General features: G+C 67.5%; 14 protein-coding genes. 7 read left to right on the top strand and 7 right to left on the bottom strand.

Features of this window, described 5'->3' with window-relative positions; all coding sequences use genetic code 11:
- Nucleotides 1-62 precede the first annotated feature (62 nt).
- Entirely contained in the window at nucleotides 63-284 is a 222-nt protein-coding gene (locus ACYP5B_RS33915) for a hypothetical protein (RefSeq protein WP_459572537.1), read from the bottom strand.
- Nucleotides 285-323: 39 nt separating this feature from the next.
- On the opposite strand from ACYP5B_RS33915, the gene ACYP5B_RS33910 reads away from it, so the two are divergent.
- The gene (locus ACYP5B_RS33910) at nucleotides 324-1,034 is read left to right on the top strand and encodes a TetR/AcrR family transcriptional regulator (RefSeq protein ID WP_459572536.1); all 711 of its coding nucleotides are present in this window, start codon (nucleotides 324-326) and stop codon (nucleotides 1,032-1,034) included.
- On the opposite strand, the gene ACYP5B_RS33905 is transcribed toward ACYP5B_RS33910, so the two are convergent.
- Complete coding sequence (locus ACYP5B_RS33905; protein ID WP_459572535.1) at nucleotides 1,009-1,656, bottom strand: CDGSH iron-sulfur domain-containing protein; 648 nt, start codon at nucleotides 1,654-1,656, stop codon at nucleotides 1,009-1,011. The genes ACYP5B_RS33910 and ACYP5B_RS33905 overlap by 26 nt on opposite strands.
- A gap of 261 nt (nucleotides 1,657-1,917) precedes the next feature.
- Between ACYP5B_RS33905 and ACYP5B_RS33900 the strand changes: the two genes are divergently transcribed.
- The 3 genes from ACYP5B_RS33900 (at nucleotide 1,918) to ACYP5B_RS33890 (ending at nucleotide 5,270) form a co-directional block, all read left to right on the top strand.
- The gene (locus tag ACYP5B_RS33900) at nucleotides 1,918-2,367 is read left to right on the top strand and encodes a CBS domain-containing protein (RefSeq protein ID WP_318231257.1); all 450 of its coding nucleotides are present in this window, start codon (nucleotides 1,918-1,920) and stop codon (nucleotides 2,365-2,367) included.
- Nucleotides 2,368-3,065: 698 nt separating this feature from the next.
- Nucleotides 3,066-4,556 (top strand): MDR family MFS transporter, encoded by a 1,491-nt coding sequence (locus ACYP5B_RS33895; RefSeq protein ID WP_459572538.1) that lies wholly within the window; start codon nucleotides 3,066-3,068, stop codon nucleotides 4,554-4,556.
- Nucleotides 4,557-4,622: 66 nt separating this feature from the next.
- Nucleotides 4,623-5,270, top strand: a complete 648-nt coding sequence (locus tag ACYP5B_RS33890) for a glutathione peroxidase (RefSeq protein ID WP_400095223.1) — start codon at nucleotides 4,623-4,625, stop codon at nucleotides 5,268-5,270.
- Nucleotides 5,271-5,274: 4 nt separating this feature from the next.
- Here the strand turns inward: ACYP5B_RS33890 and ACYP5B_RS33885 are convergent, their stop codons facing one another.
- Nucleotides 5,275-6,546: an MFS transporter gene (locus ACYP5B_RS33885; protein ID WP_459572534.1), complete on the bottom strand. Its 1,272-nt coding sequence runs from the start codon at nucleotides 6,544-6,546 to the stop codon at nucleotides 5,275-5,277.
- A gap of 198 nt (nucleotides 6,547-6,744) precedes the next feature.
- Here ACYP5B_RS33885 and ACYP5B_RS33880 point away from each other — a divergent pair, with 198 nt between their 5' ends.
- Nucleotides 6,745-7,686, top strand: coding sequence for a LysR family transcriptional regulator (locus ACYP5B_RS33880; RefSeq protein ID WP_459572533.1), 942 nt, complete (start codon nucleotides 6,745-6,747; stop codon nucleotides 7,684-7,686).
- A gap of 66 nt (nucleotides 7,687-7,752) precedes the next feature.
- Here ACYP5B_RS33880 and gstA read toward each other — a convergent pair whose 3' ends face one another.
- On the bottom strand, nucleotides 7,753-8,379 hold the full coding sequence (gene gstA / locus ACYP5B_RS33875) for a glutathione transferase GstA (RefSeq protein WP_459572532.1): 627 nt from the start codon (nucleotides 8,377-8,379) through the stop codon (nucleotides 7,753-7,755).
- Nucleotides 8,380-8,514: 135 nt separating this feature from the next.
- Here gstA and ACYP5B_RS33870 point away from each other — a divergent pair, with 135 nt between their 5' ends.
- Entirely contained in the window at nucleotides 8,515-9,426 is a 912-nt protein-coding gene (locus tag ACYP5B_RS33870) for a LysR family transcriptional regulator (RefSeq protein WP_459572531.1), read from the top strand.
- Nucleotides 9,427-9,444: 18 nt separating this feature from the next.
- Here the strand turns inward: ACYP5B_RS33870 and ACYP5B_RS33865 are convergent, their stop codons facing one another.
- Nucleotides 9,445-10,338, bottom strand: a complete 894-nt coding sequence (locus ACYP5B_RS33865) for a LysR family transcriptional regulator (protein ID WP_318231250.1) — start codon at nucleotides 10,336-10,338, stop codon at nucleotides 9,445-9,447.
- Nucleotides 10,339-10,479: 141 nt separating this feature from the next.
- Between ACYP5B_RS33865 and ACYP5B_RS33860 the strand changes: the two genes are divergently transcribed.
- Complete coding sequence (locus tag ACYP5B_RS33860; protein WP_459572530.1) at nucleotides 10,480-11,427, top strand: NAD-dependent epimerase/dehydratase family protein; 948 nt, start codon at nucleotides 10,480-10,482, stop codon at nucleotides 11,425-11,427.
- Nucleotides 11,428-11,434: 7 nt separating this feature from the next.
- Here the strand turns inward: ACYP5B_RS33860 and ACYP5B_RS33855 are convergent, their stop codons facing one another.
- Together ACYP5B_RS33855 and ACYP5B_RS33850 are read right to left on the bottom strand one after the other, a co-directional pair.
- Complete coding sequence (locus ACYP5B_RS33855) at nucleotides 11,435-11,908, bottom strand: isochorismatase family protein (RefSeq protein WP_459572529.1); 474 nt, start codon at nucleotides 11,906-11,908, stop codon at nucleotides 11,435-11,437.
- 78 nt (nucleotides 11,909-11,986) lie between these two features.
- The gene (locus ACYP5B_RS33850; protein ID WP_459572528.1) at nucleotides 11,987-12,724 is read right to left on the bottom strand and encodes an aspartate/glutamate racemase family protein; all 738 of its coding nucleotides are present in this window, start codon (nucleotides 12,722-12,724) and stop codon (nucleotides 11,987-11,989) included.
- Nucleotides 12,725-12,806 lie beyond the last annotated feature (82 nt).

The following is a 12,806-nucleotide window of genomic DNA, read 5'->3' as shown; positions in this document are numbered from 1 at the left end:
GCCGCGCTCAAACGGCGTGCCGCGGCCCTCGGGTTTCAGGTTAATCCGGTAGAGGTGGCCGCCTAACCCCAGCCGCCAGTCTTGTTTCTCAGGAGCGCGAAGCGGTCGAGCTTGAGCAGGACTTCGCCGGGGGCGGCGTCGGTGCGTTCCTGGTGCGCTTCCAGCCGGCTTTCGTTTAGGGCATGCTTGCGTGTCAGCAGGCGGGTGACCGGGAGCGCTTGTTCGGCGCTATCGTTGTGAGCGCCGTGGTTGCTGTGCTTCGTCTGATCCATCGTCTGTCCCATCTTCTGTCCTTTTTTTCACCGTCAAGGTCGATGCCACCAATGTATCGCCGCAAGCCGGCCGCCGGGTTCGGAAACGCGGGTGCCGCGGCCGAGCCCGCGCGGGCACCTGCCAGGCCGCTGAAACGCCCGTCGCAGCAGCGCGCGCGCTTTACCGTGGACGCCATTTACGAGGCTTTTGTTCGGATATGGCGGGCGCGCGGCTGGGACGGCGTGACCACGCGTGCGGTGGCGCTGGAGGCCGGCTGCTCGGTGGGCACCTTGTACGAATACTTCCCCAACAAGGAGGCGCTGCTCTCCGGCTATGTGCGCCACACCATCGAGCTGCTGCTGGCGCGCATCGAGGCCGAGGTGGCGCTCGCGCCCGGGCTGGACTGGCGCACGCGCGTCCAGCGCCTGGTACGGCTGACCTGCGGCGCCGACGATGCCACGCTGGAGGGTTTCGAACACGAGATGCTCATGCTGGAAGCGCGCATCGCCGAGACCAAGCATCATCGCCGTGTGTTCGATGAGTTGTACGCGGCCTGGCAGCGCGCGCTGGCGGCGTGCCCGGATCTGCCGGGCGCGCCGGACGCCGCCGCGGTGCGAAGCCTGCTGGAGGCGGTCTGGGGCGCGCGCCGGTATCGCCTGCTGCTGCAGGCTGCCGAACCCTCGCGGGCGGCATGGGTGGCGCAGATGGAGCGGCTCTGCCTGCTGGCGCTGGGCGCGGCGCCGTTGTCTTTGGATCCTACGGATCCTGCGGATCGCTCCTGAACCCCACCTTCTTGTGCGTGCCGTCGCAGAACGGCTTGTTGCCCGACTGGCCGCAGCGGCAAAACCAGGCCTCGGTCATCCGGGTGATGGTCCTGCCGGTGCCGCTGATCACTTCAAGATTGCCTTTGACGCGCAGCGGTCCGTTGGGGATGGGATGGATATCGAGGGGCCCGTCGCGCTGCGCCAGGGGTTCCGATGCCACGGTGGCGGCCTCGCCGCTGGCGACGAAACCCGTGCTGGCGTGGCTGCTGTCGCACAGGGGCTTGTTGCGCGAAGCGCCGCAGCGGCACAGCGTCAGGCGAAAGCCTGCGGGCTGGCCATCGATGGTGATGGCGGCGCGCAGCGCCAGCGGGCCATTCTCGAGCACGCGTACCACATTGACCAGGGGCGCCGTCTCGCCGGGGGAGCCGTCGATGTTCTGGTAGGAGATGGCGCCCGATGGGCAGTTGTGCGCAATCTCCGCGATTTCCTCGGCGGTGGCGTTGTCGGGGTGGATCCACTCGCCCTGTACGCCGGGCTCGAACACGTCCGGGCGGTCCAGCACGCAGTGGCGCGAATGGATGCAACGGCTGTCGTCGAAGAGCACGATGACGCGCTTGCCGGCAACGGACTCGGTGGCCATGGCTGGCCCTCCTGCGCAGTGCGGCGCGCCGGGCGGCGCGCTCCCTTCCCTTTATAGCGCTTGCCGGCGCGTTTGCGCAGTGCTTTTCAGCGGCTTTGTCTTTTTACAAAGATTCGTGTGCGTCACCCTGTAAGGCATGCGCGCGTGGTGCTAATCTGAAAGCTATTGGCAGCGGCGCGGTGCGCAGGTGCCCTGCCAGGCGCTCCCGCCAGTGCGCGCGGGTCGTGTTGCAATCCGTTGGGATCGAACAAGGAGTGGGTGATGAAAACTGCACGGCAGGTTCTTGAGTCCAAACCGACCCAGGCTATCTACAGCATTCCCCCTGGTGCCACCGTTTATGCTGCGCTGCAACTGATGGCGGAGAAAGGCATTGGCGCGCTATTGGTGATCGAGCGCGGCGATATCGTTGGTATCTTGAGCGAGCGGGATTATGCGCGGAAGGTGATCCTGATGCAGCGGACATCCCGGGAGACCTTTGTTCGCGACATCATGACGTCGGCGGTGATTTATGTGCGCGGGGATCAGAGTACCGATGAGTGCATGGCGTTGATGACGCAGCACCGGTTGAGGCACTTGCCGGTGATGGACGGGGACACCCTGGTGGGGATGTTGTCGATTGGGGACCTGGTCAAGGATATTATCTCCGAGCAGAAGTTCATTATTGAACAGTTGGAGCATTACATTAGCGGGACGCCTCATGCCAAGGTCTGATCTCATTGCCCGGGGATTGCTGATTAGTGGCAACTGATTCAAATTCAGGATCAAGGGCTTAGCGTCAAAAGCTTGAAGTCACCACCCCTGCGGGGCGCGTTCATTTCGTCTTTTTGTCTTGCCAGAGAAGTAGGCAAAAAAGCGCCCCAACCTCCTTGGCACACCTTCACGGTTCGCTTCGCTTCGCCTCGTGTGACGGGTGGCCCCTCGGGGCCCACTCAACCTGGCCCCGCTGTATTGGGTACGCGCCCGTTCCTGCCTGCAACAAAAAAACACAAGATCCCGTTTTTTCGCTTCGTGTCGGCTTGCCGGCAGATGGCTGCTCGTACTGGGCGGAAGTACGCACGTTCGGTCAAAAGGCGCGTCTGCGCCGCATCACAAACCAACTTGGCGCCGCACTCCATATTTGGTATCCGCATATAATTATGCGTTCACTGAATTAGGCCCGCCCGGGCCGTGCAGGCGGCTTCTGCCATCTCGTGGCAGTTCTCGAATTGCGCAGTACTGGGTACGCGTCCAATCGGTTGATTTCAATTTTGTGGCCATGTTCCCCGATGTAGGCTGACAAACGAGGTGGTTTGTTGGTGGTTGGGCGCAACGTTGGTTGCTCATGACTACGCGCCCTGCTGCCTCCGATGTCTTCCTCCGCTTCTGCTTCGTCCGCTGTTGCCACCCCTGCCCTGAGCCACCAGGCCATCATGCGAGTGATCGGCGGGATCATCCTTTGCATCTTGCTGGCCGCGCTGGACCAGACCGTGGTGATTCCGGCGGTGCCGGCGATTGCCAATGACCTGAACGGCTTTGGCCATTTGTCGTGGATCGTGACGGCTTACCTGATCACTTCCACCGTTTCCACGCCCTTGTACGGCAAGTTGTCGGATACCTATGGGCGGCGCCGGCTGTTGATGCTGGCGATCGGGCTGTTCATCCTGGCTTCGGTGGCGTGCGCGATGGCGGCTACGCTGCAGCAGCTGATCCTGTTCCGTGCGCTGCAAGGCATTGGCGGTGGCGGCTTGATGGCGCTGGCGCAGGCGGCGATCGCGGATGTGGTGGCGCCGCGCCAGCGTGGCCGTTACCAGGGTTACCTGGCGACCGTGTGGGCGGTGGCTTCCATTGCCGGCCCGCTGGTGGGCGGCTGGACCTCGGATCACCTGTCGTGGCGCTGGCTGTTCTGGATCAATGTGCCGCTGGGGCTGCTGGCCATGTTCATGTGCCATCGCGGGCTGAGCCAGTTGCAGGTGCGTGGCGGCTCGGCGCGGGTGGACTGGGGCGGCGCGTTGCTGCTGACCGTCTCCATCGTGGCGTTCCTGTTGGCGATGAGCTGGGGCGGCGATGTCTATGATTGGATCTCGCCGGAAATCGCTGGCCTGGCGCTGCTGGCCTTGGTGGCGGTGGCCGCGCTGGTCTGGCAGGAGCGCCGCGCGGGCGACCCGATGCTGCCGCCGCGGCTGTTCCGCAACCGCGCCTATGTGCTGGGCGTGGCGGCGTCCGCGATGGCGGCGCTGAATATCTTCTTGTGCATCTTCGCGCTGCCGCTGCATTTCCAGCTGGTGCGCGGCGCAGATGCGTCGGAATCCGGCTTGCTGGTGGTGCCGTTCCTGCTTTCCACGGTGGCGGGCAACTTTATCGTGGCCGGGCTGGCGCCGCGCCTGGGGCGGATGCGCGGCATCCTGACCGGCGGCTTCATTGCGGCGGCGCTGGGCCTGGCGGCGCTGGTGGCGGTTGCGCCGTCCACGCCGCTGGCGCTCGTGCTGCTGGCAATGATGGTGGCCGGCGTGGGGCTGGGCATGACCATGGTCGGCACCTTGATGACCGTGCAGAACGTGCTGGAACCCCGCGATACCGGCGCCGGCACCGGCGCGCTGCTGGTGCTGCGCTCGCTCGGCAGCGCCTTTGGCGGCGCGCTGGCCGGCACCTTGCTGACGCTGGAATTCCGCAATGCCCTGCATGCTTCCGGCGTGAAGCAGGCGCTGGACCTGGGCGCGCTGCGCCACGGCAGCGAGGCGCTGGCCCATCTCTCTCCCGCGGTGCGGGACGTGCTGACGGGCGGCGTGGAGTCGGGCTTCCGGCTGATCTTTGCCGTGGGCGCCGTCGCGGCCTTGCTGGCGCTGGCGATCGTGCGCCGCATGCCCGACGTGGAGCTACGCAGCAGCGTGACCGAGCACGCGGCGACGCTGGCGATGGAGTAAGCGCCTCCCCGCATCCATCTAGCCAACGGCGTAAACTACGGACAGACCATTTCCGGAGTTTCCTTCATGCGCAGCCTTCCCGAACAGCGCTCACGCGCCTTGCAACGCATCGCCTTGTCGGGTGCGTTGGTCCTGGCCGCTGCCGCCGCTGTCGTCGCCACCCCGCGTCTTGCGCAAGCCGCCGATGCCCCCGCAGCGACAGTAGCCGCGGCCGCCAAGCCGGCCGGCGCCTGCCCGGCTTCGCTCAACTTCAAGTTCCCCCGCCTGCAGGACGAAGCGCCGCAAAACCTCTGCCAGTACGCCGGCAAGGTCGTGGTGGTGGTCAATACCGCCAGCTATTGCGGCTTTACCCCGCAGTACGAAGGGCTGGAGGCGCTGTACGCCAAGTACCGCGAACGCGGGCTGGTGGTGCTGGGCTTCCCCTCGAACGACTTCTCGCAGGAGCCCGGGTCTTCCAAGGAGATCGCGGACTTTTGCTACAACACCTACGGCGTGAAATTCCCCATGCTGGGCAAGTCGCATGTGCGCGGCAGCGATGCCAATCCCATGTATGCGCTGCTGGCCAAGCAGTCCGGCACCACGCCCAAGTGGAATTTCTACAAGTACGTGATCGACCGCAACGGCCAGGTGGTGGGCAGCTATAACAGCATGACCAAGCCCGACGACAAGCAGTTCGTCAGCAAGATCGAGCAACTGCTGGACGGCGCACGCTAAGCCGTTAAGCGACAATCCCCGCCGCACGGCTTCGCATCATGAAGCCGTGCGCCACCAGGTTGAGCGCGGCAAAGGCGATCCCGGCCAGGCACACCGCCTGCCAGCCGCCAACCGCCCAGGCGGCGCCACCCGCCAGCGCGCCCGATGCGCCACCCACGAAGAAGATCCCCACGAACAAGCCGTTGAGCCGGCCGCGCGCGGCCGCGTCCAGCAGGTTGATCTCGCGCCGGCCAAAGGTCTGGTCGGCGGTGACGCCAGCGTCCAGCACGATGGCGGCCACCACCAGCAGGCCAAGCGCCAGCGCCCGGTGCGCCTCGGCCGCGAAGCCGAACCAGCCACCGGCCGCCGCCCCCGCCAGCAGCAACGCGGCCAGTACGGCCAGCTGCGACACTACCGTGCCGGCCCGGCCATGGCCATGATCGCCCAGGCGGCCGGCCACCGGCGCCGCCACCGCGCCTGCCGCGCCGGCCAGCGCGAACAGCGCCAAGCCATGGCTGCCTAGCGCAAACGGCGGCTGCGCCAGCCGCAGGGCCACCGCGGTCCAGAACGCGCTGAAAGCCGCCATCGACAGCGCTGCAGTCAGTGCGTGCTGGCGCAGCACCGGCTGGCTGCGCAGCAACTGCCACATCGAGGCAATCAGGCTGGCGTAGCGATGGCCGCTGGCTGGCCTGCGGCTTGGCAGCCAGCGCAGCAGCACGGCTGCCAGCAACGCGTCCAGCCCCGCCAGCATGGCGTAGCAGGCACGCCATCCGCCCGCGCCGGCCAGCAGGCTGGCCAGCGGGCGCGACAGCAGGATGCCCAGCATCAGCCCGCTCATCACATTGCCCACCGCACGCCCGCGCCGCGCAGGCGGCGCCATCAGCGCGGCCAGCGGCACCAGCATCTGGATGGCGCAGGAGCCCGCGCCGGCGGCAAATACCGCCAGGAAGAACACCGCGCCCGACCACGCCATCGCCGCTAGCGCGAGCATGGCCGCGCACATCAGCAGCGTGCCGGCCACCAGGCGGCGGTTTTCCAGCAGGTCGGCCAGCGGCACCAGCAACAGCAAGCCCGTGGCATAGCCAAGCTGCGGCAGCGTCGCCACCAGCCCGCGCCAGGCGGGCGGCAGGCCGAGCGCGGCGCTGACGGGGCCGGTCAGGGGCTGGGCGGCGAACAGGTTGATCACCATCACGCCGACGGCGGCGGCGAAGAACAGCGTCAGCGCGCCGGTCAGCTCGGGCGTGCCGGGCGCGATGCCCGGCGGGGCCTTGTTCAGGGTGGAAGCGGGGCAAGACATGTGGGCTCCTGTTGCGCCGGGCCGGCGGGGCATCACGTTGCCGCGCCGGCGGGCAAGGTTGAGTCGCCAATGCTAGGATTGCGCTGTCTATGCGGCAATTGAAAGATTGGGATAATCTTTATGCGAGTTTGTTTGCATCATTCGCGGCTGCCCGCTCAGCCTGCCTAATAAAGAACCAAAGAACTAAAAGAACCCGCCATGAACACCCGCGACATCGAAGCCTTTATCGCCGTAGTGGAAGCCGGCTCGATGGTGCGCGCCGCCACCCGCCTGCACCTGACCCAGCCCGGCCTGACCCGCCGCGTGCAAAGCCTGGAAGCGCTCATCGGCGTGGCCTTGCTGGACCGCCAGGCCAAGCCGCTGCGCCCGACCGCCGCCGGGCAGGAGGTCTACGAGCTTGGCAAGCGCGTGCTGCACGCCACCGACGACCTGATGTCGCGCGCGGCGCGCGGCGCGCAGGTGGTGGGCGAGTTGCGCCTAGGCGTGCCGCCGTTCCTGTCCGAGATGGCGCTGGACCGCCCCATCGACCTGCTGCGCGAGCAGTTCCCCACGCTGACCGTGCGCGTGAGGGCAGGCTGGACGCCGGGTTTGCTCGATCAAGCGGAAAGCGGCAAGGTCGATGTAGCTGCCGTGCTGCTGCCCGATGGCGTGGCGCCGCCGGCCGCGCTCACCGCGCGCGAGCTGGGCCGCTACACCACGCTGATAGTGGCCGGGCGCGGGCTGGCGTTCCCGCCCAAGGGCGTGAGCCTGCGCGACCTGGCGGCGTACCCTTGGGTGCTCAACCAGGACGGGTGCGGCATGCGCTCGGCGCTGCGCCACGCGCTGGATGCCGCGCACCTGCCGTTCAACGTGGCCGTGGAGGCCTTCGGCGCTGAGTTGCAGTTGTCGCTGGTGGCGCGCGGCATCGGCATCGGCGCGGTCACGCCGGAAGTGCTGGCGGGCAGCGCGCACCGCGATGCGGTGCAGGTGGTGCCGGTGCAGGATTTTCGCGCGGGGCTCACCGCGTGGCTGCTGCACGCGCCGCTGCCGCGCAGGCTGGGCGCGCCGCTCGAGTTGCTGTTCAACGCGCTGCGCGAAGAAATCGCCTCGACGGCGATCCCGTCAGGCCTCGCGGCACCTGTCGCATCTGGGCACGACTGAGCACGATTCGATCGCGGCTTGACCGGCGTCAAGCCGCCGGGGCGCCGCCATCACTACTTTCGCCGATCAATCGCGCGCCAGCCCTTCGGCCACCAGCGCCTCGTGCACCTTGGGCCGCGCGGCCACGCGCGACAGGTAGGCCTGCAGCGCGGGGTAAGGGTTGAGCGGCATGTTCAGGAAATTGGCCCAGTTGGCCACAGCGAAGCAGTAGGCGTCGGCCACGGTGAACTGCTTGCCGCACAGGTAATCGCGGGTGGCCAGGTGCCGGTCCAGTTCGGCGAAGCGCAGGGCCACCTTGGCCTTGCAATCCTCGCGCGTGCTTTCCGCGGTTTCCTTGTGCCAAAGCCACGGGCTGAAGACCTTGTGCAGCTCGGTTGAGACCAGCGTCAGCCAGCCCACCGCTTCCAGGCGTTCCCGGGTGCCGGCCGCCGGCAGCAGCGCCTTGCCCGGGGCGAGGTCCGCCACGTATTGCAGCAGCGACGCGGCTTCGGTATGGCGCGCGCCATCGTCCAGTTGCAGCATCGGCACATAGCCGCGCGGGCTCACCTTGTAGAAGTCATCGTTGCCGTTTTCCGGCTCGGCCAGCTTGTGCTGTGCCAGGTCGACCTTGGCGAGCGTGAATGGCAGGCCGGCTTCGCGCAATGCGATATGGACGGCCAGGGAGCAAGCGCCAGGGGAGTAGTAGAGCTTCATCGGGTTGTTCTCGCTGTTTTGGGTTCGGAGCTTCGGGGTTTGCCGCCACGGCTTGTGGTGGCTGTGCAGGCAGTCTAGGATTGCGACAGTGCAATCGCAATGCGCGCAGGCGCAAGTCATGACTGCAGATTTGCAATGAATATCCCCTACCAACTCTCTTCCCCCGATCTCGACGTGGTGCTGGCACTGGTGCGCGGCGCCACGCTGGCCGAAGCCGGGCGCCGGCTCGGGCTCGATGCCTCCACCGTGTTCCGCGCGCTGCAGCGCATCGAGAAAGGACTGGGGCGGCGCTTGTTCGAGCGCAGCCGCGCGGGCTACCTGCCGACCGAACTCGCACAGCAGTTCGCGCAGCATGCCGAACGCATCGAGGCCGAGCTGGAGGCGGCGCGCGCGCATGCTTCGGTATCCGCGGGCACGGTGTCGGGCCTGGTGCGCATCACCACCACCGATACCGTGCTGCATGGCATGGTGCTGCCGGCGCTGGCGCCGCTCGGGCGCCAGCATCCCGGGCTGAGCTTCGAGCTGATCGCCACCAATGAGCTGGTCAGCCTGACCCGGCGCGACGCCGACATCGCCGTGCGCGCTACGCGGCATCCGCCCGATCACCTGATCGGCAAGTGCCTCGGCCCCCTGCGTGTGGCGGTGTTCGCGGCGCGGGAGCTGGTGGAGGCGGCGGGCATCGCGCTGCCCAAGCCCGGCGGCTGCGTCGACCTTGCCGCGCTAGCGGCCCTGCCCTGGATCGCGCCGGATGAGGCCATGCCCGATCACCCGTCAGTGCGCTGGCGCCGCAAGCACCTGCCGCGCGTGGCGCCGCAGTACCGCGTCAACAGCATCGCCGGCGTGCTGGAAGGCGTCGAGGCAGGGCTCGGCGCCGGCATTGTCTCGCTGATGATCGGGCGGCGCAGCGGCAAGCTGGTGGCGCTCACCGGCACGCTGGACGAGTGCGACACCGACCTGTGGCTGCTGACGCATCCCGAGTCCCGGCATTTGCGGCGCATCGCCACCGTGGTCAGTCATCTGGCGGAGCATGTCAGGCTGGATGAGTAGGGCGGTGAGAACGTATGCTCACGGCGCTGCCAGCGCGGCGGGAATGGCGCTGGCCAAAAAATCGTAGACCGCGCGGATGCGCGCGCTGCCGCGGATTTCCCTGTGCACGGTGAGCCAGACCGGCAGCGGCGGAATGGACAGCGCCGGCAGCACGGTGCGCACGCGCGCATCGCCGGCGGCGATATAGCGCGCCGCAAAGCCCACGCCCAGGCCGGCGCGGATCGACTGCCACAGCACGATATCGTCATCGCTGCGCACCGCAAACGCCTCGCGGGCGACCTCCACGCCCATGGCGCGAAAGCCGCGCAGGATCGTGTCGTCGTGGTCATAGCCGATCAGGTCAAAGCGCAACAGGTCTTGCGCCGTGCGCGGCACGCCCTTGCGCCGCAGGTAGTCCTCGTGGGCGCAGGCGCATAGCGCCACGGACGCCACCTTGCGCGCGATCAGCGAGGCCTGCGTCGGCCGCACCATGCGGATGGCGATATCGGCCTCGCGCCGCAGCAGGTTGCTGACGGCGTTGGACGACACCACTTCGATGGCGATTTGCGGCTCGTGCAGGCGCAGGTCCGCCAGCAGCGGCGGCAGCAGGTAGCTCGCCACCGCGCGGCTGGCGGAGATGCGCACCGTCCCCGCAATGCCCGCTTGGTCGCGCGCCAGCGTGCGCGCTACCGCATCGGCCCCTTGCTGCATGGCACGCGCGTGCCCGGCGATGGCGCGCGCGGCATCGGTGGGCTGCAGGCCGTGGCCGGTGCGCTCGAACAGCGGCACGCCGAGCTGCGCCTCCAGTTGCGCCACGTGGCGCCCAAGCGTGGGCTGGCTGCTGGAAAGCTGGCGCGCCGCGCCCAGCAGGCTGCCGGCCTCCATCACGGCCAGGAAGGAGCGCATCAGCGCCCAGTCGAATTCTTCGGCCATTCTCTCTATCGCTCCTTGCCTGGCTGACTATTCAAAAATGAATTCGTGAGTTGCCAAATCATACAATTGTGGAGAAGCGAAGGATTGTCCACAATGGTCTTCAGGCGATGCCACAAGGGGAACGTGATGCAGGAGAACGTGATGCGCGACACCGTATTGATACTCGGCGCCAACGGCCGGCTCGGCCGCACCTTGGTGGACGCCTTTGCCGCCGCCGGCTGGACCGTGCTGGCGCAGGCACGCCGTGCGCTGGCCGGCACGGTGCCGCAAAATGTGCGCGGCCTGGCCATCGACGTGGCCGACACCGCGCAACTGCTCGCCGCGGCGCGCGGCGCCAGCGTGGTGGTGAACGCGCTCAACCCGGTCTATACCGAGTGGGAGCAGCACGCCGAAGCACTGGCGCGCAGCGCGATGGCGGTGGCGCAGGCGCTGGATGCCCTGCTGCTCTTTCCCGGCAACGTCTACAACTTCGGCGAGTCGATGCCTGCGCTGCTGCGCCCCGACACCGCCGAGCGGCCCAGCGCGCGCAAGGGCGAGATCCGCCGCGCCATCGAGGCCGCCATGCGCGAGCGCGCGCCCGGGCTGCGCAGCGTGATCATCCGCGCCGGCGACTTCTTCGGCGGCCCGGGGCGCGGCTCATGGATGGACCTGGCGATCGCCAGGTCGCTCGATCAAGGCAAGGTGGTCTATCCCGGCCCGCGCGACCGCGCGCATGCCTGGGCCTACCTGCCCGACCTGGCGCAGGCCTTCGAGGCGGTGGCACGGCGCCACGCGGATCTGCGGGGACACACCGTGCTGCATTTCGCGGGATATACGCTAACGGGCGATGAACTGGTGAGCGCGCTGGCCGAAGCCAGCGGCATGCCGCACGCACCGCGCGTGGGCGGCATGCCTTGGTGGCTGATCCGCACCGGCGCAGCGGTGGTGCCGATGTGGCGCGAGCTGGCCGAGATGGCTTACTTGTGGAAGGTGCCGCACGCGCTCGATGGCACGGCCCTGGCCGCCCTGGTGGGCGAGCTGCCGCGCACGCCGCTCAAGCAAGCGCTGCGCGCAAGCCTGGGCGAACTGGGTTTGCGGGTGGCGGCCTGAGCGCGGGCTAGGCTTGCGCAATGATGTCGGCGCGTGTCACCACGCTGCCGAAATGATGCCGCCACAGCTTCGCGCCCAGCGCACCGGAAGGATCGAGAGAAGACCCGACGGTGAGGTCGGAGATCAGCGTAGGCTGCAGGCCCGCATCAAACAGCGTGAAGCCCGCAGCCAGCACGCAGGTCTCGGTCTGGATGCCGGCAACAAGGACACGTTCCGGCGCCAGCTCGCGCAGATGGGCAATCGCATCGGCGGACGGAAGATAACCATGCTTCACGAACACGCGATCCGCCGGAATCAGGGACTGGTCGCCGGAGCCGGGTGCCCAGCCGAGCTGGCGCATGAATGGCGTGCGCGATTCGTCATGGTGTTCCACGGTCGCCACCGAAGGCATCTGGCCGATCAGTGGCAGCAGGCCATCGATCAGCCATTGCGGCGGCGAGAACGTGGGCTGGACATCGACGATCAACAAGGCTTGTCGCAAGGTATTCTCTCCGGCGGTCGCATCGAAATGCTTGGCCGGGAGATTATATGAGACGGAGCCCGCGCCCGACAGCGCGCCTTAGTCCAGCATCGCCGCCAGCGTAGGCGGCAACCCGCGATTCGGCTTGCGCGGCGGCCGCGCAAAGCTGCCCTCCGCCGCGCCTGCGGGCGCCAGCGCAACCAGGCTCTCGCAATGCCGGATCGCGCTCGACACGCCATCCACCACCGGCACCGGAATCCGGTCCTTGAGCGTACGCGCCAGCCCGGCCAGCGGCGCGCCGGCCACGATGATCACATCCGCGCCATCCTCGCGCACCGCCTTCAGGCTTAGCTCCTCCAGCCGTGCCGCGTGATCCTCCTGCACGCTGCCGATATCGCGCAACGGCTGCTGCAACGAACGCACGCTGGCCAGCCGCGAGGTCAGCCCGTTGGCCGCCACGCACTCGCGGTACCAGGCCTCGATCCGGTGCGAAATCGCAATGATGGAGAAGCGCTGCCCAAGCAGGCACGCGCTGGCCAGCGCCGCTTCCGTCATGCCCACCACCGGCACGTTGAAGAGTTCCTTCAAGCCCGCCAGGCCCGGATCGCCAAATGCCGCTACCACCAAGCCGTCGAACTGCCCCTGATGCTCGGCGGCCGCACAAGCCGTCGCATAGCCGCCCACCAGCGCCTCGAACCGCGTCTCGATGTATGCCACGCCAAACTGCGCCGTAGCCATCGTCAACGCAGTCCCGGGCGAAGCCGTGCGCGCAGCCTCCGCGCGGATCAGCTCGGTAACGCTCTCTGAAATATTGGGATTAACAACAAGAATACGCATGATCGTGTCCGGAAAAAATAGGCCATTCGGACTTACGTGTGGGTCTTCTACCCGAGCGAGAGCGATACACATGCAATGCCAC

The organism is Cupriavidus sp. 8B (assembly GCF_054589115.1).
The sequence above is the reverse complement of the archived record's forward strand: the minus strand, read 5'-3'. Positions and strand labels throughout refer to the sequence as shown.

Bases quoted from the DNA above. Each gene is read 5' to 3' on its own strand.
- gstA (WP_459572532.1), bottom strand. From the start codon at position 8,379: ATGAAGCTCTACTACTCCCCTGGCGCTTGCTCCCTGGCCGTCCATATC.
- ACYP5B_RS33870 (WP_459572531.1), top strand. From the start codon at position 8,515: ATGAATATCCCCTACCAACTCTCTTCCCCCGATCTCGACGTGGTGCTG.
- ACYP5B_RS33890 (WP_400095223.1), top strand. From the start codon at position 4,623: ATGCGCAGCCTTCCCGAACAGCGCTCACGCGCCTTGCAACGCATCGCC.
- ACYP5B_RS33905 (WP_459572535.1), bottom strand. From the start codon at position 1,656: ATGGCCACCGAGTCCGTTGCCGGCAAGCGCGTCATCGTGCTCTTCGAC.
- ACYP5B_RS33900 (WP_318231257.1), top strand. From the start codon at position 1,918: ATGAAAACTGCACGGCAGGTTCTTGAGTCCAAACCGACCCAGGCTATC.
- ACYP5B_RS33850 (WP_459572528.1), bottom strand. From the start codon at position 12,724: ATGCGTATTCTTGTTGTTAATCCCAATATTTCAGAGAGCGTTACCGAG.
- ACYP5B_RS33880 (WP_459572533.1), top strand. From the start codon at position 6,745: ATGAACACCCGCGACATCGAAGCCTTTATCGCCGTAGTGGAAGCCGGC.
- ACYP5B_RS33860 (WP_459572530.1), top strand. From the start codon at position 10,480: ATGCGCGACACCGTATTGATACTCGGCGCCAACGGCCGGCTCGGCCGC.
- ACYP5B_RS33895 (WP_459572538.1), top strand. From the start codon at position 3,066: ATGCGAGTGATCGGCGGGATCATCCTTTGCATCTTGCTGGCCGCGCTG.
- ACYP5B_RS33885 (WP_459572534.1), bottom strand. From the start codon at position 6,546: ATGTCTTGCCCCGCTTCCACCCTGAACAAGGCCCCGCCGGGCATCGCG.
- ACYP5B_RS33915 (WP_459572537.1), bottom strand. From the start codon at position 284: ATGGGACAGACGATGGATCAGACGAAGCACAGCAACCACGGCGCTCAC.
- ACYP5B_RS33910 (WP_459572536.1), top strand. From the start codon at position 324: ATGTATCGCCGCAAGCCGGCCGCCGGGTTCGGAAACGCGGGTGCCGCG.
- ACYP5B_RS33865 (WP_318231250.1), bottom strand. From the start codon at position 10,338: ATGGCCGAAGAATTCGACTGGGCGCTGATGCGCTCCTTCCTGGCCGTG.